The 22,720-nt window shown below is 30.2% G+C and carries 17 protein-coding genes and 1 pseudogene; 12 read left to right on the top strand and 6 right to left on the bottom strand.

Going from position 1 to position 22,720, the window contains the following annotated elements:
• Window positions 1-310: 310 nt before the first annotated feature.
• The 3 genes from OREMA_RS0100175 to OREMA_RS0100165 all read left to right on the top strand — a co-directional run bounded on the left by OREMA_RS0100175 (window position 311) and on the right by OREMA_RS0100165 (window position 2,536).
• Window positions 311-1,474 (top strand): iron-containing alcohol dehydrogenase family protein, encoded by a 1,164-nt coding sequence (locus tag OREMA_RS0100175; protein ID WP_018247255.1) that lies wholly within the window; start codon window positions 311-313, stop codon window positions 1,472-1,474.
• Between the two features lie 57 nt (window positions 1,475-1,531).
• Window positions 1,532-2,107: a class I SAM-dependent methyltransferase gene (locus OREMA_RS0100170; RefSeq protein ID WP_018247254.1), complete on the top strand. Its 576-nt coding sequence runs from the start codon at window positions 1,532-1,534 to the stop codon at window positions 2,105-2,107.
• Window positions 2,108-2,251: 144 nt separating this feature from the next.
• Window positions 2,252-2,536 (top strand): hypothetical protein, encoded by a 285-nt coding sequence (locus OREMA_RS0100165; RefSeq protein WP_018247253.1) that lies wholly within the window; start codon window positions 2,252-2,254, stop codon window positions 2,534-2,536.
• A 36-nt stretch (window positions 2,537-2,572) separates the two neighbouring features.
• On the opposite strand, the gene OREMA_RS16850 is transcribed toward OREMA_RS0100165, so the two are convergent.
• Window positions 2,573-4,546, bottom strand: a complete 1,974-nt coding sequence (locus tag OREMA_RS16850) for a sensor domain-containing protein (protein ID WP_018247252.1) — start codon at window positions 4,544-4,546, stop codon at window positions 2,573-2,575.
• A 264-nt stretch (window positions 4,547-4,810) separates the two neighbouring features.
• Window positions 4,811-5,059 (bottom strand): AbrB/MazE/SpoVT family DNA-binding domain-containing protein, encoded by a 249-nt coding sequence (locus OREMA_RS0100155; RefSeq protein ID WP_018247251.1) that lies wholly within the window; start codon window positions 5,057-5,059, stop codon window positions 4,811-4,813.
• 1,175 nt (window positions 5,060-6,234) lie between these two features.
• Between OREMA_RS0100155 and ltrA the strand changes: the two are divergent.
• The 3 genes and pseudogenes from ltrA to OREMA_RS18065 all read left to right on the top strand — a co-directional run bounded on the left by ltrA (window position 6,235) and on the right by OREMA_RS18065 (window position 11,794).
• Window positions 6,235-7,401 (top strand): annotated as a pseudogene (ltrA, locus tag OREMA_RS18070) (group II intron reverse transcriptase/maturase).
• A gap of 328 nt (window positions 7,402-7,729) precedes the next feature.
• Window positions 7,730-8,725 carry an FAD-dependent oxidoreductase gene (locus tag OREMA_RS0100135; protein WP_018247247.1) on the top strand — a complete coding sequence of 332 codons (996 nt, stop codon included), beginning with the start codon at window positions 7,730-7,732 and terminating at the stop codon, window positions 8,723-8,725.
• A gap of 231 nt (window positions 8,726-8,956) precedes the next feature.
• Window positions 8,957-11,794 carry a PAS domain S-box protein gene (locus OREMA_RS18065; protein WP_018247246.1) on the top strand — a complete coding sequence of 946 codons (2,838 nt, stop codon included), beginning with the start codon at window positions 8,957-8,959 and terminating at the stop codon, window positions 11,792-11,794.
• Between the two features lie 59 nt (window positions 11,795-11,853).
• Here the strand turns inward: OREMA_RS18065 and OREMA_RS0100125 are convergent, their stop codons facing one another.
• Window positions 11,854-12,201 carry a class II SORL domain-containing protein gene (locus OREMA_RS0100125; protein WP_018247245.1) on the bottom strand — a complete coding sequence of 116 codons (348 nt, stop codon included), beginning with the start codon at window positions 12,199-12,201 and terminating at the stop codon, window positions 11,854-11,856.
• Between the two features lie 985 nt (window positions 12,202-13,186).
• On the opposite strand from OREMA_RS0100125, the gene OREMA_RS0100120 reads away from it, so the two are divergent.
• From OREMA_RS0100120 to OREMA_RS0100100, 5 genes are all read left to right on the top strand, one after another.
• The gene (locus tag OREMA_RS0100120; protein ID WP_018247244.1) at window positions 13,187-13,543 is read left to right on the top strand and encodes an encapsulin-associated ferritin-like protein; all 357 of its coding nucleotides are present in this window, start codon (window positions 13,187-13,189) and stop codon (window positions 13,541-13,543) included.
• Window positions 13,544-13,564: 21 nt separating this feature from the next.
• A complete protein-coding gene (locus OREMA_RS0100115) occupies window positions 13,565-14,359 on the top strand; it encodes a family 1 encapsulin nanocompartment shell protein (RefSeq protein WP_018247243.1) in 795 nt (264 codons plus the stop codon).
• A 328-nt stretch (window positions 14,360-14,687) separates the two neighbouring features.
• A complete protein-coding gene (locus tag OREMA_RS0100110; protein WP_018247242.1) occupies window positions 14,688-15,971 on the top strand; it encodes an IS110 family RNA-guided transposase in 1,284 nt (427 codons plus the stop codon).
• 430 nt (window positions 15,972-16,401) lie between these two features.
• A complete protein-coding gene (locus OREMA_RS0100105) occupies window positions 16,402-18,123 on the top strand; it encodes a 2-oxoacid:acceptor oxidoreductase subunit alpha (RefSeq protein WP_018247241.1) in 1,722 nt (573 codons plus the stop codon).
• Window positions 18,123-18,980, top strand: a complete 858-nt coding sequence (locus OREMA_RS0100100) for a thiamine pyrophosphate-dependent enzyme (RefSeq protein ID WP_018247240.1) — start codon at window positions 18,123-18,125, stop codon at window positions 18,978-18,980. The genes OREMA_RS0100105 and OREMA_RS0100100 overlap by 1 nt, the downstream gene beginning before the upstream one ends.
• Before the next feature lie 252 nt (window positions 18,981-19,232).
• On the opposite strand, the gene OREMA_RS0100095 is transcribed toward OREMA_RS0100100, so the two are convergent.
• From OREMA_RS0100095 to OREMA_RS0100085, 3 genes are all read right to left on the bottom strand, one after another.
• Complete coding sequence (locus tag OREMA_RS0100095) at window positions 19,233-19,724, bottom strand: dihydrofolate reductase (protein WP_018247239.1); 492 nt, start codon at window positions 19,722-19,724, stop codon at window positions 19,233-19,235.
• 250 nt (window positions 19,725-19,974) lie between these two features.
• On the bottom strand, window positions 19,975-20,544 hold the full coding sequence (locus OREMA_RS0100090; protein WP_026188850.1) for a biotin transporter BioY: 570 nt from the start codon (window positions 20,542-20,544) through the stop codon (window positions 19,975-19,977).
• A gap of 22 nt (window positions 20,545-20,566) precedes the next feature.
• Complete coding sequence (locus OREMA_RS0100085) at window positions 20,567-21,136, bottom strand: biotin transporter BioY (RefSeq protein WP_018247237.1); 570 nt, start codon at window positions 21,134-21,136, stop codon at window positions 20,567-20,569.
• A 419-nt stretch (window positions 21,137-21,555) separates the two neighbouring features.
• Between OREMA_RS0100085 and OREMA_RS0100080 the strand changes: the two genes are divergently transcribed.
• Window positions 21,556-22,719 (top strand): FprA family A-type flavoprotein, encoded by a 1,164-nt coding sequence (locus OREMA_RS0100080; protein WP_018247236.1) that lies wholly within the window; start codon window positions 21,556-21,558, stop codon window positions 22,717-22,719.
• Window position 22,720: the final 1 nt, after the last annotated feature.

The following is a 22,720-nucleotide window of genomic DNA, read 5'->3' as shown; positions in this document are numbered from 1 at the left end:
AGGTCATAGGTTATAGGAGTTAGTAAGGTCTTCCTATCCCCCATTTCCTAACGCCTAACTCCGAAACTGTCGCAATATCTTTCTATAACAATATATTTAGATTTTATTTTAGTCTTAGAGAGTTATATCCCAGCTCTACTAAGGTATAGTATTGATTGATAAGTTATCAGTCAAGAAGGTTCTGCTTGTTAGATACGAGTAGCCTTCTACTTTTTAGTATATTAGTTGCTTATTTTCAAAATAAAGATTTAAAACTTTAAACATACTAGGACTAGTATATTCTAAATCTATAATTATGGAGGTAATAGCTATGTTTGATTTTGAATATTTTAGTCCTACTAAAATTATTTTTGGTGCAGGAAAGTTAGCTGAAATAGGTCAATTAATTAATGATTATGGTAATAGAGCTTTAATTGTTACTGATAAAACAATGTTTAAAGTAGGCATTTTAACTGTTTTAGAAGAGTATTTAGCTGAAGCAGGGATAGACTATAAGATCTTTAGTGGAGTAGAGCCTGATCCATCATCTGAAATTATAGATAAGGGCGCTAAATTTGCACAGGACAATAATTGTGAATTTATAATTGCTTTAGGGGGAGGGAGTAGTATTGATTCTGCTAAAGGAATTTCTGTAGCTAGTACTCATCCTGCTAAAATAATAGATTATTTGGTTGATGGCAAGATTGGGGTTTCTGGAATTAAAAAAGATATTTTACCAATTGTAGCTATACCTACAACAGCAGGTACAGGAAGTGAGGTTACTCCAGCAGCAGTAATAACTGACAAAGGTAATTACACCAAGAGAATATTATTTTCCCATTATATCTTTCCAGAAGTCGCTATAGTAGATCCTGAACTTACTTTTACTTTACCTAAAAGTATTACAGTAAATACAGCTGTAGATGCACTATGCCAAGCTATAGAAGCTTATGTATCCCCAAAGTCTAGTTTGATATCAGATTTATTATCTATTAGATCACTTAAATTAATTAAAGAAGGAATTTATGATATTTATGAAGATGAAGGAAATCTAAAGGCTAGGACGAATTTATCTTTAGGAGCTACTTTAAGTGGAATAGTTATTTCTCAAGCAGGGGTAGGAGCTGCTCATGCTATCTCGATGGTCTTAGGTGCTAACTATGGAATCCCACATGGATTAGGAATTTCTATGGTTTTGCCCTATGTAGTAGAGTATAATTCAATGATAGTAGAGGATAGATATATTGATATAGCAGAAGCATGGGGAATAAAGATAAAAGAGCTAGCTGAGGAAGAGATTATTAATGCTTTAGTTGAAGAGTTAAAAGCTATTAACAAAAAATTTAATATCAAGTCCAAATTAAGAGATTTTAATGTTGAAAAAGATGAGTTATTAGAGCTTGCTAGATTAGCTTGTAGTCATGGTGATATGGAAAATAATCCTCAAGAACCAGAAGTAGAAGAGATTAAAGCAATTTTAGCTAAAGTTTTTTGATTTTAGTCAAACATTTTAAATTAAATATATATTTTTATCTAAGAGAGGAGAGGAATTATGGCTCATAAATTTAATCCTAAAAATAAAGAGAAATTAGATAACCCAGAGCGAAGGAGAACTTTACCACCTAAAGATACTTTATATAACTTAATGTTAGAAGAGGGAGATTATGTAGCAGATATAGGTTGTGGAATAGGCTATTTTACTTTAGCAGCAGCAGAGATAGTTGGTGCTAAGGGAAGAGTATTTGCTCTAGATACTTCAGTAGAGATGTTAGATTATTTAAAAGAAATTATAGAAGATGAAGGTATAGAGAATATAGAGGTTATAAAATCAGAAGAACATAATGCTAATATTTCTGATGAATCTATTGACTTTATGCTAATCTCAAATGTAATGCATGAGGTAGAGGATATAGGTGAGTTTCTAGAAAATTACTTAAATAAAATGAAAGTAAATTCCAAGTTAGCTATTATTGACTGGAAGAAGGTAAAGACTAAAGGAGGCCCACCATATGATGAAAGGATATCAATAGAAGATTTAATAAATATTTTAGAAGATTATAATATAGAATTGCTTAAAAAGGTAGACTTAAGCAATGAACAATATGCTTTAGTAGGGAAGAAAGTATAGTATAAAGCTTAATAGTATTTATATTACAAATATCTCCACTTATATTATTTTACAGGAGTGAAATACTGTAGATAAGAAATATTAGAATTTTAAACTATAAAGGGGGATATAAAAATAACTTTTTTCAATAATTGGGATTTTAATATGTCTTTCTTTCCTAATTTTTATCATGGAGATACAGATATAAGAGATGATCTTAAATTAGAACATGATAGATATCATGTTTATCTCAATGGCAAGTTTGTAGGTGATAAAGTACTTTTAGGGGAAAGTGATAGTATTTTTGATCTTAATAATTATTTAAAGAGGCAGGGATTTAATGATTTTATTTCAGACTTAGAAGGAGATCATTTTCTAATCGAATCTAAAAATTCTGATAGCTATACTCTGATGAAAAGAGATTTAGAAGGACACTTGAGTATTAGGTAGATAATTAAAAGGCCAAGTTTAAACTTGGCCTTTTAATTATGCATGCATTTTAAATTCTATATTATTTTTGAGTAAATTTTCAAACTCTTTTGCAGGTATTGGTTTGCTAAAGAGATATCCTTGAGCTTCATCACATTTATATTCATTTAAACACTTTATTTCATCCCAACTTTCTACACCTTCAGCAACTGTTTTCATGGTTAGTTTATTAGCCATAGCTATAATTGCTGATACAATAGCACTTCTTTTGCTATGATTAGGAAAATTAGTGATAAAAGAGCGATCTATTTTAATTATATCTACAGCAAATTTAACAAGATAGCTTAAAGATGAATAGCCTGTCCCGAAATCATCTAATAAGATTTTAACCTTCATATTTTTAAATTCATTTAGTACAGAGATGGTTGATTCTACATTCTGTATAGCTATACTTTCTGTAATTTCCAGCCCTAATAATTCAGGATTTAATCCAGTCTCATCTAAAATATTATCAACTGTTTCTTTTAAATTAGATTTATGAAATTGCTGGGCAGATAGATTAACAGAAATCTCTATGGGATGATATCCCATATTAATCCAATCTTGAAGTTGCTGACAAGCTTCTTTTAATACAAATGAACCTAAGGGAATTATTAATCCTGTTTCTTCAGCTAAAGGTATAAATTTAGCTGGAGAGATTATACCTTCTTCAGGATGTTCCCATCTTACTAAAGCTTCTGCCTTTTTTATTTTTCCAGTTTTTATATCTATTATTGGTTGATAATATACTGTAAGTTCTTGATTTTCTATAGCTCTTCTTAAGTTGTTTTCCATAAATATTTTTTCGTTAACTTGTAAGTTCATATTATGGTTATAGAGTTGAAAGGATGTTCCTGCATCTTCTTTTGCTTTGTACATAGCTGTGTCTGCATTTTTTAAAAGTGTTTCTTCATCAAGCCCATCCTCAGGATAGATTGAAATGCCTATGCTAGCAGTTAATACAAAATCATGATCATTTATAACAAAAGGATCATCAAATATTTTTATCAAATGATTTATTATTCTTGGAATTTGTAATTTTGCTTTTGTTATTCCTGGTAAGATACCTATAAATTCATCACCACCCATTCTAGCTATGGTGTATCTATTAGGAAGAGTGCTTATAAGTCTATTACTTAATTCTAGAAGTATTAGATCACCAGTTTGATGTCCATACATATCATTAATTAACTTAAATCTATCAAGATCTAAAAAAAAGACTGCAAATCCTTTATGATTATTTTTAGCTATCTCAGCTTCATGAAGAAGTTGCTTATTGAAGAACTCACGATTAGGTAGACCAGTTAAGTTATCATGGAAAGCTTGATATTTTAAAGCTTCTTCAGCTCTTTTATTTTTAGTGATATCTACTCCAATTATTAATGTGTTATTTAGACCCTTATTTTGATTTTTAATTGGTGATACATTCCAAGAAATTAGTTTTTGTTGTTCATTCTTACAAATGATTAGAACTTCATTATCTTTAATTTGTTCATGATTATAATTTTCATGAAAAGTTTGAAGTGCTTTACTTCTATAATCCTTATGTATAAGTGTTTTATAAATATTTTTATTTATAATTTCTTCCGATTGGTAGCCAGTTATTTTTTCAGCATGTTGGTTAAAACTTAGAATTTTTCCATTAGAATCTAAAGTTATAATTATAGTATTAGCAGTATTTATTATATTTTCTGTAAAATTCTTTTCTATAGTTAATTTATCTTTTATTTTATTTACTTTAGTATTATTAATGAGGAGAAGTATGAGAAAGATGAATAAAAATATAATTCCTATAATTCCTTCTTTATAACTATTTAAGTAGTAGGGTAATATATTTTCTTGATTGTAAGGTTGATTTATTACTGAGCTCATATAAATAGAGGGAAAGTAGATATTTTTAAAAAATAATTTATTCTTTTTACTAAATTTCTTATATTTAAATATTGATAATAAGCTTAGAATAATCCGATGATAGCTAAAATTAAATTTCATTTAATTCTCCCCTTCCAAGACATACTAATAGTTAGATTAATCAGTGAATAGATATATAGTGGATCTTTAATTATTTGCTTTCTTTAGTAGTTTGAAAATTAAAAATATATATACTTAATTCTATAATTACTCGATTTTACCTTTAAAAAAGTCTATTTTTTACAATATGCTAGATTAGATAGAGATTATAATTTTAGTAGATGATACAGAATTTTGAGTTAAAATATAAAAAAACGGGAGGTGATCTCCCGTTTTAAAACAAAATTAAGCAATATTATTTTGCATCTCAGTGATGCATTCATTACAAACAATTTTATTTTTAAAGTCTATGGTATCACTAGCATTTCCACAGAAAGTACAAGCAGGCTCATATTTTCTAAATATAATTCTATCATTGTCTACATAAATTTCTAATGGATCTTTTACATCGATACCTAGCGTTCTTCTTAATTCAATTGGAATAACAATTCTACCTAATTCATCTATCTTTCTAACAATACCTGTTGATTTCATTATTTATCTCTCCTTTTGTTATGTTATCTCATTTTGTTTATTTGATTTTTTTATGGTGTCTTGAAGTATTAGATGCTGAGGGTTATAATCTTATAGAGGAGATTTAATAGTAGACCTCTATTAGCAGAAGAAATTTTTAAAGAGTTAATCCTTATTAATTATAACATGAATGATATTAGTTATCAATAGTATAAAAAAACTTTTATAATAATATTGCTAATTTACCAATATAGATAAAAAATATAAATCGATTTAACTAAGAACTAAAAAACTCTTGATAAAGATAAGATTAATTGTTATAATAGTAATTGATAATAATTATCAATTAATTTTGTTTTATATGATTTACCTCCTAAAATTAATAGCATTATTTAGAGCTTAAGGCTAGCAGTAATTACTGCTAGCCTTTTTTTATGTGTGCCTCGTAGATTTAGTAAACAGTAGGTGAAAATCCTATCCATGCTGTTTTCGCCAGTACGGTGTGTGAAATCAACAGTAGCAGGGTGTCTACCGTGAGGTAGAATCTGAAGAGTTTGAGATGAGCAATCAGTCCGGAACAATATGTGAACCAGAGGTGGCATTTAGCTTTGGCGACCCGCCATAAAAACGGGGAAGTCCAATGTTAGCTTGGGGCTCTGTACAAAGGAGAGACAGGTAGCGCTGGTAAATACGTGTAACTGGAAGTGCCCATGTTAGAAAACTAGGTGTGATTAGGGTCGGAATGATTGTAGGGTTTACGTAATTGACCGAGGGAATCTCTAATATAATTCTTTATAGAAATCTATAGAGATAAGTGATGGTATAACTCCAACAGGAAAGCCAGAGTGATGATATATTAGAGTTCAGAAGATATCATAGTAGTGAGAAAAAAAATCAACGAAAGTTGATTATAGCGAAGGATATCTAGGTTATTGAAGTTTAAGATTTGATTACTAATGATATCTTAATTTTGAGTGGTTTAAACACTAGTACTATAGTGGGTTCTAGTAGAATTACAAACAGGAAATCATAACTGTAAAGTATGGATAACCTAGAGAACACCATAACCTAAGTAATGGTAAACTGAGAGGTGCGATTGGTGAGAGCTTAGAGACGTGCTCAGGAGTGCTATGAATATAGGGATTAAGATATTAAGGTGAGACAGGAAGAACTAGTAAGTAGTGAAGTTAGGATAGGTGTTAAAATTTCGAACTCTATATAGTTTGAAGGATAAAATCACAAAGAAATTTCACTTATATATTGCAGGACAAAAAGTACTGGATAATGGTGGCTGTGGTGGAGTTGATAATGTAAGCATAGAAGAGTTTAAAAATAATTACAAGATGAATATGCGAGAACTTCATAGAAACAGCTGATAGAGAATACTTACGAGCCATTACACAGTGTTACGGACGTACATTTCCAAAGGAAATGGAGAAAAGAGACCAACTAGTATTCCAGTAATCAAAGATAGAATTGCTCAACAAGCAGTGAGGCAAGTACTAGAAATATACTTTGAGCGAGAATTTTGTGAATGTTCCTTTGGTTTCAGACCTAATAGGCTGCTCACGATGCGATAGAAAAGATAGAGAAATATAAAGAACAAGGTTACTACTGGGTGGTAGACGCAGACATTAAATCTTATTTTGATACTATAGACCATGAGTTATTAATGGATTTTATAGCGGAATATATAAGTGATGGTTGGGTATTAGATATTATCAGGTCATGGCTGACAATTGGAGTTATGACTGAAGAAGGTAGAGAAGAAACTAGAGAAGGGACACCTCAAGGAGGTGTCATCTCTCCTCTATTAGCTAATATCTATTTACATTACTTTGATAAGAAAATGACTCGTCGAGGTTACAAAATAGTCCGCTTTGCTGACGACTTTGTAATCTTAACTAAAAATAAGCGAAAGCAAAGAGAGAGCGTTAAAAGTTACCCGTAAAATTATAGAGGATGAATTGAAGTTGAAACTTCATCCTCGTAAGACGGTAGTAACTAACTTTTATGATGGATTTGAATTTCTAGGATTCAAATTTCACCATTCTGAATACAAGAGACCTAAAGATAAAGCAATAACAAAATTCAAAAACAAAGTAAGAAAGATTACTAGAAGAACTAGACCTTTTCCTGTAGAAGTAATAATTGCAAAATTAAATCCAGTTTTGAGAGGTTGGGGTAACTATTTCAAGATAGGAAATGTGAAGACTTTGTTTACGAGGTTGGATAAATGGATTAGAATGAGAATGCGTTCGTTTATCGAAAAGAAAAAGGCGATAATGTATCAAAATTATCGCTTTTCAAATAGTTATCTAAGAGATAAAGGACTTCAATCATTACTTACTGATGTGCTCTAATTAAGGGTAAAATATACATCTATGGTAACATAGAGTCGAAGACTTACTCTCTGATAAGGAGCACCAATAACCGAAAGCTGTATACGGGAAAACCGTACGTACAGTTTGACAAGGGGTCCCAGCCGTGAGGCTGGTCCTACTTTATTAACTAATATTCTAAATTTATTAAATTATTATAAGGTTCAAATAAAGCTTTAAAATGATTTATGTTAGAGAGGATATCAAATAGATTAATAATCTATTTAATAAAAGCATTATAAATTGAGAATTATATTAAATAAGAGTAATTTATTTTAAAGTTTATTTCTGTTATAAGGGGGAGTTAGTGATGGATATTAATTCGAGTTTGAATTTATCTGAAGATGACAAAGCAAACAATAAAGCCGTTCCTTTAAAGAGTGATAAAATTTATGATATTTTAATTGTTGGGGGTGGGCCAGCAGGATTAGCAGCTGCTGTTTACTGTATGCGAAAGGGAATTGATACTGGATTAATTACAGAAGATATAGGAGGGCAATTACTTTATACAGTTGATATAGAGAATTATATTGGATATAGATATATTGAAGGAGTACAGTTAGTAGATAAGTTTAAAGCTCAAGTGAAACAATTTGAAATAGGATTTAAAGAAAGGTCTAAAGTTACAGCTATAAATGTTAACGATAAAATTAAAAAATTAACAACTACAGAGGGGCAAACTTACAAAGCAAGAGCACTTATTATTGCAACAGGTAAGGTTTCTAGAACTTTGGGGGTTAAAGGAGAAGAAAGGTTAACTGGAAGAGGGGTTTCCTATTGTGCTACTTGTGATGCCCCATTGTATAAGAATAGAAGAGTAGTAGTTGTTGGTGGTGGGAATTCGGGAATAGAGGCATCTATTGATTTAGCTAAAGTAGCAGAACATGTAACTTTGGTCCAAGACTTAGATAAATTAACAGCAGATCAAGTTCTGATTGATAAATTAAAGCAATTTGATAATGTAGAGATCTTATTTGAACATGAAGTATTAGAAATTAAAGGGGAGCAAATGGTAGAGACTGTTATACTTAGGGATAATAAATCTAGTGAAGAAAAAGAGGTTAATATAAATGGAGTTTTTGTAGAAGTAGGTCTCGTTCCAAATACAGATTTTGTTGCAGATAAGTTGAGTTTGAATAAGTATGGCGAGATAGAGATTGATTGTGGTAGTAAAACTAGTGTTGAAGGAGTTTTTGCAGCAGGTGATGTAACTTCTGTGCCCTTTAAGCAAATTATTATAGCAGCAGGAGAAGGGGCAAAAGCTGCATTAGTAGCCTATGATTATATTTTAAAGTTAAAAGATTAAAGTTATAAGAAAATTAATCACTTATAATTCTGTTTGGGATAGATTTTTATATAAATATGAAAATTCAATTAGAATCTACCACTTCTAAGAATATCAATTACTAAATATTTACCCCTCAGAAGGATATTATTGGATTTTATAGAATATTAAACTTAAGAAGTGTTATTTGTAGTATAAATTAAATTTCTAATGCTCTTTAAATTAATATTATATATTTGGTGGTGGATTGTAATGAAATTAAAAGAAGATGATGGAGTTATTATGGAAGAATCTAATAGGAATAATAAAAAAATAGTGGAAGAATTGTCAAAAGAGAAAGAAATATTAAAATCTATCTTAGAATCTACAGCAGATGGCATATTAGTTACTGATAATAATGGTACTTTTATTGAGTATAATGATAATTTTTGTAAAATGTGGAGAATTGCAAAAGAAGTTATAAAAACAAGTCGAGAGAAAGAAGTATTAGATACTGTAAAAAAACAATTAAAGTATCCAAATAAGTTCATAAAGGGATTAAAGGAAATTGAAAAAAAGGGAAAAGAGAATTTGGATTTTATTATATTTAAAGATGGCAGATTATTTGAGAGATTCTTCCGCCCACTTATGTTTAAAGGTGAACGTTATGGTAATGTATGGAGTTTTAGAGATGTTACAGAGTGTATAAATCTTGAAGATGAGCTAATAAAGAATCAACTTTTATATAAGAAAATAGTTAATAATCTACCTGATGGGATACTAGTACAAAAAGATAGTAAAGTAGTTCTTGCAAATAATGTTGGAGTTAGCTTGAATGGATATGAAGATTTGAGTCAGGTTATAGGAAAAGATATAGTGGATTTAGTTGAATTTCCTGAAGATGTTTTAGCTACAATTTTAGAAGATAGAAAAGAGGTTCAAACAGGGCAGAATGATATTAAGAAGATTGAGCATCAGATTATTAGAAAGGATGGTAGAAAGCTAGATGTTGTAAGTCAGGTCTTTTCTTTTAATTATTCTGGAGAAAGTTATTTAACAACCATCATTCAAGATATAACAGAATCTAAGAAAGTAAAAGAAAAATTGAAGATTAAAGAGCAGATAATAGAAAAATCTTTAAATGCAATTCTTTATACCAATTTAAAAGGTAATATAGTTTACGTTAATGATAGTTTTTTGAAAATGTGGGGCTATGATAATTTAAATCAGGTTGTAGGGCAAGATACTTTAGAATTAGGAATCTGGAATAGTGCTAAATTTGTGAGAGAAACAAGAAAGACTTTACATAATAAAGGTTATTGGATAGGTGAAACTATAGCTAGAAGTAGGGAAGGGATTAAATTTGATGTACTCCTCTTTGTTAATCTAATTAAGGATGAATTGGGTAAGATAATTGGTCAAGCAGCCTCTATTATTAATATTTCAGAGATAAAGAATACTGAAAATGAGTTAAAGAAGAGCCGAGAAAAATACAAGAAACTTTTGGAATTACTCCCTGAAGGAGTTGTTATTATTGATGAAGGAAGAATTGCATTTGCTAATAAAGCTTGGGCAAAATTATTAGGAGTTGAGGATACAAAAGAACTTATTGGAGAAGAAGAAAATAATTTATTGCAAATTCATCCTAATTATAAAGAGATTGCAGCTAAAAGATTGAAAAGGGTTATTGAAGATAGAAAATTGTCTCCATTTTTGGAACAGAAGTTTATCAGAAAATCTGATAATCAAATCTTAAATCTAGAGTTAGCTGGAATTCCACTTATTCATGAAGATAAAACTGCAATTATGTCTGTTGTGAGGGATATATCAGAAAGGAAACATTTTGAAAAAGAATTAAAGAAGAATAAAGAACTATATCATTTACTTATTGAATTACTACCTGATGCTATATTTTTATTTAAAGAAGATAAAGTTGTTTTAGCTAATCAAGAAGCTTTAAAATTGATTAATTGTGATAATATTGAAGAAATTTTTGGGGTATCATTCGAAAAATTATTAAATGGAAATTTAATTGAAGTTCATCCCGATTATAAAGAGGATGTTATTAAACGTAGAGAAAAATTACTGAAGGAAGAGACTAGTATAGAATTTATGGAGGAAAAGTTTATTCTTGCTGATGGTAGTATAATTGATACTGAAGTTGGTGGTGTCTCTTTTTTTCATGAAGATGATATATATATAATTACTGTTGTAAGAGATATAAGTGAAAGAAAGAAAGCTGAAAAATTACAGAAGAAGATTATTAAAGAAAAATTAAAGTTAAAAGAGATTGAAGAGTATAATAAACTTAAAACACAATTTTTCGCCAATATATCCCATGAATTAAGAACACCTTTGAATATTATACTTTGTGGTTTACAAATGCTGGATAGTTCAAAAGGTGAAAAATTAGCAGATCTTAATAATAGTTCAAGATTGAAATATAGAAAGATGATTAAGCAGAATTGTTATAGACTATTAAGAATAATTGGCAATTTAATTGATATAACCAAATTAGATGTTGGATTCTTAAAGATGAATTTTTCTAATTATAATATTGTAAGTGTTGTTGAAGATATTGCCTTATCAGTAGCTCAATATGCTGCAACTAAAGATATAAACTTAATCTTTGATACTGAAGTTGAAGAGATAATAATAGCTTGTGATTTAGATAAGATTGAAAGAATTATTTTGAATTTACTATCAAATGCTATTAAATTTACAGACCCAAAAGGTTTTATTTTTGTTAACATTTATAAGAAGAGTGATGATGTAGTCATATCTATTAAAGATACTGGTATAGGTATTCCTAAGCCTAAGTTAGATGATATTTTTGTAAGGTTTAAACAAGTAGATGAATCTTTAAGTCGAAGTCATGAGGGTAGTGGGATTGGACTATCTTTAGTAAAAGAGCTGGTTGAAAAGCACAATGGTACTATATCTGTAGATAGTGAGTATGGGAAAGGAACAGAATTTATTATAGAATTACCTATTAAGGTGATTAGTAAGGAAGATGGTATAGAACAGGTAGTTAATTATGATAAGACTGATGAAATAGTTGAAATGATAAATATAGAATTTTCTGATATTTACTCTATTGATTTAATGTAATTAATTCTAAATAATAGTTGATGTAGAGGAATCAAGAGGGATTATCCCTCTTGATTTTTTTATTCTACAGTAATTTTTTTATTTCCCTCCCATTGGCCGTGTAAATTGCATAGTTCATAAGCTCTTAGGGTACAAGATTCTTCTAATTTAATTTTAAATGTTACCTCGGGTTTCATTTCAGGAGTAAAATTAGCTCTACCTAAATGATAGTACTCAGCATATAAATCAACATATTGAATAAAATGACCTGGTTCTACTGGATGATCAATTTCTCCCATTTTAATAGTAATATCAAAAAATTCTCCTTTTTTAACTTTATCTGGTGCAGTTATTACTGGAATGTGTTTTTGTTCTAGAACTGTTTTGTTATTTGGATCATCAGCTTGTTTAACTTCATAATACTTCATTATCATTCCTCCTTGGTTTTATAACTTACAATGTACAATTTATAATTGATAATTAAAATTTGAAAAAGTATAAGTTAATTTGGTAAATATAAATTGAACTACTGTTTTGTTTAAAAAATACAAAGACTTCTGTGCAGCAGATTAACAGAAATTCTAATAATTAAAGGTAAAAGAATAGCTTAATATTTGAGAATTATTTTTGTTTAAATTCACTTAAAAGTACCTACCAATCGTTTTTTTCGATTTTGATCTACGAAGTTGAAAAAGGTAATTCTACAGGGAATATTAAAAGATACTCTTTTGTGATATTTTGATTTTTAATTAATAACTCTTTAACTCAGTCTTAATAAAGTATATCGGCTGTTATTAAGATATTTAAACTTGATTGTACATTGTGAATTCTAAATTAATATAATCTCTATTTACGAAACCCTTTAAATTGTTCCTTAATAGATCCAGAGATTGGATATTTATCTGGAGTAGCATAATTGAAATTTCACAGACACTTACATATTCTAGACCATAATCTTTGTTACTATCTACGGCTCCTCTGGCTTCATTTAGAAATAGTTTTGAACGTATCTTTTCTGCTTTTGATACATAGTTAAAAGATCTAAGTGCATCTTTCTTTTTTCCTTTTCCTCCGAAGGTTGAACGAAGGTTTTGAGCAATAATTTAATCGTGTACCAAAATGATATTCTCCTTTATTTTTTATGATAATTTATACTTATTTATTATAATAACCAGAAGAGTATTTTTTATGTTTTATAATTTTTAAGAATTTTATATTTTTGTACAACCTATATTTGTTTACTCAAATTAGTAATGAACTATTTTTGGAATTAATATATATAGGATGAAACAGAATTCTTAATAGATAATAGTTTATATTTGGGCATATTGCTTTTTCTTGACAATATGACATCACTTTATTATAATAGTAATAAGAATGATTACTAACAATTTCGGAAGGGGAGCTAAAATTATGGGAAGTGAAGGTTATCATGAAGCAAATTTACCTGAAGAAGTAAAAGAATTTCACCGGATGATTCAAAGTGTAATCGAAGAACTGGAGGCTGTAGATTGGTATAATCAGCGGGCGGCTGCTACTAAAGATCCACAAATTAAAGCAATAGTAGAACATAATCGTGATGAAGAGATCGAACATGCTTGCATGGGATTAGAATGGTTAAGGCGCAATTATCCTCAGTGGGATGAGTACTTGCGTGAGTTTTTATTTACAGAAGGAGATATTACTGCAATAGAAGATGATGAGGAAGAGGATAGTGAAGATTTAAGTACTTCTAGTGACAATTCTCTAGGTATAAATAATTTAAGATAATCTCAATAAGGAGGAGATACTATGAGTAATCTAAAACGTTCATTAGCTCCAATAACTGAAGAAGCTTGGCAATTTATTGACCAAGAAGCAAGAGAAAGATTAGCGATAAAGTTAAAAGGGCGTAAATTTGTTGACTTTGTAGGTCCTAAAGGGATTGAATTTGCTGCTGTTAATACTGGGAGACGAGTAGTATTAAATGATTCTTCTGAAGATGGAATTTCTTATTCTAAACGTCATGTCCTACCTTTGATCGAGTTAGAGGTTCCCTTTACAATGAAAGTGGAGGAGATAGATTCTTTAGTACGAGGAGCTGAAGATGTTGATACCGACTCTTTAGCAGAAGCTGTAAAAAAGATTGCTACAGCAGAGAATAATGCAATTTTTTATGGTTTAAATGAGGCAAAAATTAATGGTATTTTAGATGAATCACCTTATGATATAGTTAATATTGGAGAAGAGGGATTAGTTTCAGCAGTTGCTGAAGGAGTACAAAACTTGATTAAAGAAGATGTAGAAGGACCTTATTCTTTATTGTTAGGTCCAGATGTCTATTCCTTATTATATAAATTAGATGATAAAGGTTATCCTATTAAGAAGAGATTAGAAGAACTTTTAGAGGGAGAAGTAGTTCCTGTTCCTGAGTTAAAGAATAAAGGTTTATTAATTTCAAATCGTGGAGAAGATTTCAAGCTGATTGTTGGTCAAGATATGTCTATTGGTTTTAAAGAACAGAAGGGTGAAGAGATAGAATTTTTCTTAACTGAATCCTTTACATTTAGAATTGATGCTCCTGAAGCAGCTATTGTTTTAGAATAAGATTAGTATCTTAATATCTAATAAAAAGCAATTCACATTAATGTGAATTGCTTTTTATTAGATTGTGACAAATTTGTATAAATAATTTTAATTTTTATGATAATAATCTATATAATATCAAGTTAGCAATATCTAAAAAATTAATGCAGTATTTTATATTATGTTATATTTTTTTAGAATAATGAGTACAATAACAGAGATGTCTGCTACTTTTATTAACAAGGAGCATTCCTGTAATAAATAAATATCTAGATAGACAAAAAGAGCACCTCCTGATATAATACGGGGTATCTAAAAGATCCCTAAATAAAAAGGAGGTACTCATAAAATGAATTATAATCGAAATCGTAAAATAATGCAAGTAAAAACTTCAACTTTAGTGATTGGGGTTGATATTGCAAAGAAAAAGCATGTTGCAAGAGCTCAAGATTATCGTGGTATTGAATACGGAAAAGCGTTAGCTTTTCAAAATTCAAAAGAAGGATTTGATAACTTTTCAAAGTGGATGTTTAAATTAAAAGATCAATATGAGAAAGAAGATATAATAGTTGGAATGGAGCCAACAGGTCATTATTGGTTGAATTTAGCTCAACTTTTAAGATGCAAGGAAATAAAGTTGGTATTAGTCAATCCAAGTCATACAAAGAGAAGTAAAGAGTTAGATGATAATTCTCCGACAAAGAATGATAAGAAAGATGCTAAAGTAATAGCTCAATTAGTTAAAGATGGGCGCTATTCAGAGCCTAATATACCAGTTGGTGTTTATGCTGATGTTCGTGTAGCAATGACCCATATGGAAAGATTAAATAAAGATTTACAACGGGTAGTAGGAAAGATACATCAGTTTATTGATAAGTATTTTCCTGAATATTTAACAGTATTTAAAGGTTGGGATGGAAAGGCGTCTTTAGTTACACTAAAGACATTTCCTCTGCCGTCTGAAGTAGTAAAAATGACACCAGAAGAAATAGTTTCAATTTGGAAGAAAAAAGTTAAAAGAGCAGTTGGAATAAAACGAGCTAAAAAGCTTATAAGAGCTGCTGAAAATTCAGTAGGTTTAACTGAAGGAGCTGAAATAGCAAAGTTTGAATTAAATTATTTCTTAGATCAATATGAAAATATAACAAATCAAAGCGAAGAATTAACCAATAAAATAGAAGAGTTATTAAAGAAAGTACCAGGTTCAGAATCAATGTTAAGTATCAAAGGGGTAGGAATAAAGACAGTAGCAGGATTTATTTCAGAAGTTGGAGATATAAATAACTATGAACATCCACGACAAATACAAAAGCTAGCAGGGTTGAATTTAATGGAAAATAGTTCAGGCAAACATAAGGGAAGAACTTGTATTACTAAAAGGGGAAGAGCTAAATTGAGAGCTTTACTATATAGAGTGATGCTGCCTCTGGTAGCAAAGAACGAAGAGTTTAAAGCACTTCATGAATACTACACAACTCGCTCTGAAAACCCTTTGAAGAAAAAGCAATCCCTAGTAGCTTTATCATGCAAATTAATTAGAGTATTATTTGCCTTATGGAAAAAGCAAGTGAAATATGATAGTGAAAAATTATTTAGAGATATTAAGCGTTCAAATTTACAGGAAGCTGCTTAAAGATATTTAAAGTAAATTATTGGAATGTAAATTTTATAATATAAATCAATTATTTATGTTTGTTTTTCTTAGAGTAAGTACTTTGAAAAAGGAAGACTGGAAGAGCTGGAATTAATTTTTTCAATACGGGCATAGACCCTGACAAGGAGCATATCCAGCCTCCACCCATGGATAGGTAGAACGAAGGAATGTAGGGACATAGATCCTGGGAGATATGGGAGGTTAAACTACCATGGAGATGTGGAGTTCCAATAAGCGACCATATTTTTTAAAATAATTGTTAAGTTTTTGGGGTTAGTTTATCCTTTCAATTCCAAATATTAATTGGTTTTAATAATTAAATCCATATTCCTTTTTTATAAGAAAACGAAATTCTAAGAATGAATGAGCATGAGTGAGATAAATTTAATTTATAGAGGGAGGGAAGTCAATGGATTTAAATTTAGTAATTGCCGGAGAGGCTGGTCAGGGTTTAAATACCCTTAACTTCATTTTAAGTAAAATTTTCTTTAAGCATGGTTATAATATCTATTCAACTAAGAATTATGAATCTAGGGTTCGTGGTGGACACAATTTTATGAAAATAAGAATCGGTGATGAGGAGATTACTGGTCCAAAGGATGAACAAGATATCTTATTAGCTTTAAATAAAGCTGGTGTAGAGATTCATCAGGACTTTGTTAAAGATGATGGGATTATGATTTATAATGGAGAATCCTATCAGGGTGAATTAAGAGAAAATAATAAAGATAAGGAAATTTTCACCTTAGAAGCTGCTTTAATTGCTCAAGATATTGGAAATGGAAGAGTGGCTAATACTGTCTTTGTAGGAGTTGTACTTAAATTATTAGGTTTAGATTTAAAGATTGCTGAAGAGGTATTAGAGGAATATTTCAGACGTGCTGAGGATATTAAGCAGATGAATATAGAAGCATTACGTAAAGGTTATGAAAAGGCAGAGGTAGCTAAGACTAGAATAGAGTTGCCTAAGGTAGAGAGTAATGATAATCAGATATTAATTAATGGAAATCAAGCTATAGGAATGGGAGCAGCAGTTGGTGGAGTTAAATTCTATTCTGCTTATCCAATGACTCCTGCAACTGGAGTAATGAATTATTTAGCTAAAAGGCAGAATGACTTGGGTATAGTAGTAGAGCAAGCAGAAGATGAGATTGCTGCTATTATGATGGCATTAGGTGGTTCTTATAGTGGTGTTAGGTCTATGACTGGAAGTTCTGGTGGTGGTTTTGCATTAATGACTGAAGCGGTAAGTTTTGCTGGGATTGCAGAACTTCCTTTAGTTATTGTTGATGTACAGCGACCTGGTCCAGCAACAGGATTGCCTACACGAACAGAGCAGGCAGACTTATTATTTGCTGTTAATGCAGGACATGGTGATTTTCCAAAGATGGTTATTTCAGTAAGAGATGCTGAAGATGCATTTTATCAAAGTTTTAGAGCTTTAAATATAGCAGAGAAATATCAAATTCCCGTTATTTTATTAAGTGATCAATTTTTAGCAGATGCTGAAGTTAATGTAGATGCATTTGATCTAGATTCTCTTGAAATCTATAATGGATTTATTTCAGATGATGAAGCTAAGAATATGAGTGATTATAAGCGATATCAATTTACTCCAGATGGAATATCACCAATGGCATATCCAGGACAATTAGATGATGATATAGTACTAGTTGACAGTGATGAACATGATGAGGATGGTCATATTATTGAAGATGCAGAAACAAGAGTCAAGATGGTAAACAAAAGATTTGATAAGGTTGATAAATTAATCTTAGATGATTTAGAAGAACCTGAATATATAGGTCCAGATGACGCAGCTTATTTATTAATAGGATGGGGATCTACCTATGGCCCATTACAGGAAGCTAGAAAATTATTAGAAGAGGATGGATATGAGGTTGCTCTCTTATCTTTTGGAGATGTTTGGCCACTTCCAATTGAAGAGCTAGAGGATAGAATTTATGATAAAGTATCGATTATGGTTGAAAATAATGGAACAGCTCAGTTTTCTCGCTTAATTAGTTCTGAAACTGGTATTATGATAGAACATGAACTTGTGAAATATGATGGACGTCCTTTTACTGGTCGAGAAATTTATGAAGCTGTTAAGGAAGAGGTGATGGATTAATGGTAAACCCAGAGATTTATGAACCTAATCGAGAGACAGCTTGGTGTCCAGGGTGTGGTGATATTCCTTTACGCAAATGTTTAGCTGAAGCTCTAGCAGAGTTAGAACTTAAACCCTCACAAGTAACAATGTTTACAGGGATTGGACAGGCAGCTAAGATGCCTCATTATATCAAAGTCAATGGATTCAATGGATTACATGGGAGAGCATTACCTCCTTCTATGGGTATGAGAATTGCTAACCCTGAGATGAAGGTTATTGTAGAATCAGGAGATGGAGATACTTATGGTGAAGGTGGTAATCATATTCTTCATAATATCAGACGTAATCTTAATATCGCTCATTTTGTTCATGATAACCAAATTTATGGTCTGACTAAAGGGCAAGCTTCGCCTACTACAGGTCATGATATTACTACTTCAACTCAACCTAACGGAATTACAGCTAATCCTTTTAATCCAATTAAATTTGCAGTTGCTATGGGAGCAAGCTTTGTAGCTAGAAGCTTTGTTGCTAAGAAAGAACATCTAAAAGAAATGATGAAAGCAGCTTTAAATCATCGAGGTTATGCTTTGATAGATATTTTGCAACCTTGTGTTTCCTTTAATAAGGTTAACACTTATCAATGGTATACGAAAAGAGTTTATGAATTAGATGCTGATTATGATCCAAGTAATTATGAATTAGCCTTAAAGAAATCAGAGGAGTGGGGCGAAAAAATTCCATTAGGAATAATTTATAAGAATGAAGATATGCCAATCTTTAGAGACAAGCATCCTCAAATAGGGGATAAGGCATTAGTCAAGGAAAAGACTAAACCTAGCGATTTTAAAGATTTGATCGAAGAGATGAAATAAGATTATCAAGGGAAAGTTATAAAAAAGTAGTAGGGAACTCCCTACTACTTTTTTATATTATATGATGATGTTGTTTATTAAAAGATTATACTGATACTTCTCCTTTAATTGGAAGATGAGGGGTATATTCTTCTAGATGAATGTCTTCATAAATCATTTCAAGAGATGCCTAACACTAGAGTTTAACTTTAGCTTAGGTAGTTTTCTAGGTTCTAATTCTATATAATTTATCTATGTATATATTCTGCTATCTTAAGTTATTCTTTCATAGATATGATAACTATAAGTGTATGGATTATCTGTATCTTTAATAGCATTTTTCTCTGATGTTTTCTTCCATTTATTCCAATCTATTTTAGGAAAGAAGGTATCTCCTTCAAATTCATGATCTATTTTTGTTATATATAGTCTATTTACATAGGGAAGAAATGACTTATAGATTTCTGCCCCACCAATAATAAAGATTTCTTCATTACTATTAATGAAGGTGTTTAATATCTCATCAATTGAATGCATTATCTCACAACCATCTATTGAATAATCAGTATTGCGAGTTAATACTATATTTCTACGATTCTTAAGTGGCTTTCCAATTGACTCAAAGGTTCTTCTACCCATAACTATAATATGTTTACTTGTAAGCTTCTTAAAGTAAGATAAGTCAGCAGGAAGATACCATGGCATTTTATTTTTCTTTCCAATTAATTGATTTTTATCCATGGCTGCGATTATTGATAAGTTCATAGCTCCACTCCTTTATAATTTTAATTATGCTTATATTACGATATATTTTATCATAATTAGATATAATTATGAAATTTATCCGATGACTAAGCGACTCTAACACTGATTCTTCAATAGATATAATTAATATTTTATACTCAAAGTAAGTATCTTAAGAAGTGTAAATAGTTGTACTTGATTGTATAGTAGAATAATAGCGTGAAATTTATAAAATTAGAAAAGAACTTGCCTAAAGGACAAGTTCTTTTGACTAATTTCTAATATTCATAATAGGTAGTGCCTCTCTAACTTGATTAAGAACTTTTTTAGATATTAGAGATGCGATTATACAAAGCAGCAAATCACCAGGGATTGGAAGTAAAAACCCAATTTTTATTGCTTTAGCTAGACTAATAGTAGTTCCAGTTATAAAATTTAGATTAAGATAGAGATAAATTACACCAAATAGATAAACTATAGCTAAGCCAGCTAAATTAGCTAGGAAAAAGTTAATAAAATTTTGTTTTTTTAAATTTTCAATGATTTTACCAATTATATAAGCAGCACTTGCAAAACCTAGTAAATATCCAAAGGTGGGTTGTAAGATATAACCAGGTCCTCCACCTTGGGTAAAAATAGGAATACCTATTAAGCCAATTCCCAAATAAACTAATTGACTAATTAAAGCTAGCTTACTACCCAATAAACTACCTGCAAAAAATACAAATAAAACCTGTAATGTAAAAGGTACATAAGGAATAGGGATTTTAATAAAAGCCCCTACTGCTGTTAAAGCAGCAAATAATGCAGCTAATACAAGATCTTTAGTTTTAATTTTTATCACTCCAGATTAAATAATAATTTTAATTTTTTGACTTTGTAATAGGAACAGCATCTTCTATTCTATTAATAACTTCTTTAGATATTAAAGCTGATATTATAGCTTTGATAATATCAAAAGGCAAGAAGATTAAGAATCCGCCTACTAACGCTTGAGTAATTGGATATGTTTTGCCTAAATAGAAGTTAAGAACTATGTACAGATGAGCTACTCCAAAAAGGTAAAAGACAACAAGTCCAGCTAAATTGGATAAAATAAAGTTCTTGAAATTCTTTTCTTTAGCTTCGATCAATTTTCCAATTACATAAGCACCTATTGCAAAACCAATTAGATAGCCAAAGGTAGGCTGTAATACATAGCTTGGTCCTCCTCCTTGAGTAAAGATAGGGATACCAATTAAGCCAATAAAGATATAAACTAATTGACTAAGTAAAGCTAGTCTAGCTCCTAATAAGTTTGCTGCAAAAATAACAAATAAAGGTTGTAGACTGAAAGGTACTCCAAAAGGTGTTGGTATTTTAATAAAAGCGCCGATAGCAGTAAGTGCTGCAAAAAGGGCTACTAGTACCATTGATTTAGTGTTGGTCTTCATAGTAATTTCCTCCTTTAAGAAAATATTAAAATGATATGTTAACCAAAAAAATTGATGGTTAACAACAAAAATATTATAACAGAATATTACGATTTTTGTCAATGTATTTTAAATATTGAATTAGAGTTTTTATCTTTATGAAGCTAATAAGTTAATTAATAAAAACCCACTAATCTTTTGGCCTTATTTGTAAATAAATGAATATAACAATAACTAAAAGAGTAAATTACACCAAAAACTGAGATAATGAAAATCATTATCAAAAATAAACCAAAAAAATTAAATTTTTACTTATTAAAAAAAGGAATTGTTACTAATAGTATCTAATATAATATATAAAGGAAAATATCTTTGCAGAAATTATTTTTTATAGGGGATATGCAGGATATTCTATTTAGATTAATTTAGGAGGTAAAGTAATGAGAGCAAAAGAAATCAAAAAAGATATATATTGGGTAGGAGGTATAGATTGGGATTTAAGAGATTTCCATGGGTACTTAACTCAAAGGGGTTCTACATATAATGCCTATCTAATTATTGATGAGAAGGTTATACTAATAGATACTGTTAAACATTATCTATATGATGAAATGATAGAGAGGATTTCTAGTATTATAGATCCATCTAAAATAGATTATGTAATATCTAACCATGTAGAGATGGACCATTCTGGTGGATTGCCACAATTGATGAAAGTTGCTAAAAATGCTAAACTTATCACATCTCCAAAGGGAAAAGCTGGTTTAGAGGCACATTATGATAGTAAAAATTGGAACTTTGAGGTTGCTAAGCCAGGAACAGAGTTAAATATAGGTCAAAGGACTTTAAACTTTGTTTTAACCCCAATGGTACATTGGCCAGATAATATGGTAACATATTTACCAGAGGAGAAAATTTTATTTTCTAATGATGCTTTTGGCCAACATTATGCTAGTTCAGAGAGATTTGCTGATCAAGCAAGCTTTGATATTGTAATGGAAGAAGCTAAAAAATACTATGCAAATATTGTAATGCCTTATGGAAGGCAGGTACAAGGAGTTTTAGAAAAGGCTAAAGGTCTAGAGATTGATATAATTGCACCATCCCATGGTGTTATTTGGAGAAGTTTTGTAACAGAAATTATGGAGAAGTATCAAAAATGGTCAGCTAATGAAACTGACGAAAAAGCATTGATAATTTATGATACGATGTGGAAGTCTACTAAGAAGCTTGCTTATGCTATACAAGATGCTTTTGAAGGCAAAGGGATTAGTACAAAGATGATGAATTTGGATGTAAATCATAGGTCAGATATAATTACAGAGGTTTTAACAGCTAAATACATCTGTGTAGGATCACCTACTTTGAATAATAATATGTTACCATCAGTAGCAGCCTTTTTAACTTATTTAAAAGGTTTAGCACCTAAGAACAGAATAGGATTAGCTTTTGGTTCTTATGGATGGGGGGGACAGAGTATTGGACAGGTTGAAGATGTATTAGCTGATTGTAGGTTTGAACTCCTTGATCAAATCAAGGTTCAATATATACCTGACGAAAGTCAGTTAAAAGAAGTCACAGATAATTTAAAGGAGGAGATTTAAT

This window comes from Orenia marismortui DSM 5156 (genome assembly GCF_000379025.1).
GTDB classification, from domain to species: domain Bacteria; phylum Bacillota; class Halanaerobiia; order Halobacteroidales; family Halobacteroidaceae; genus Orenia; species Orenia marismortui.
Note: the sequence above shows the minus strand (reverse complement) of the source record. Positions and strands in the feature narration are given on the sequence as shown.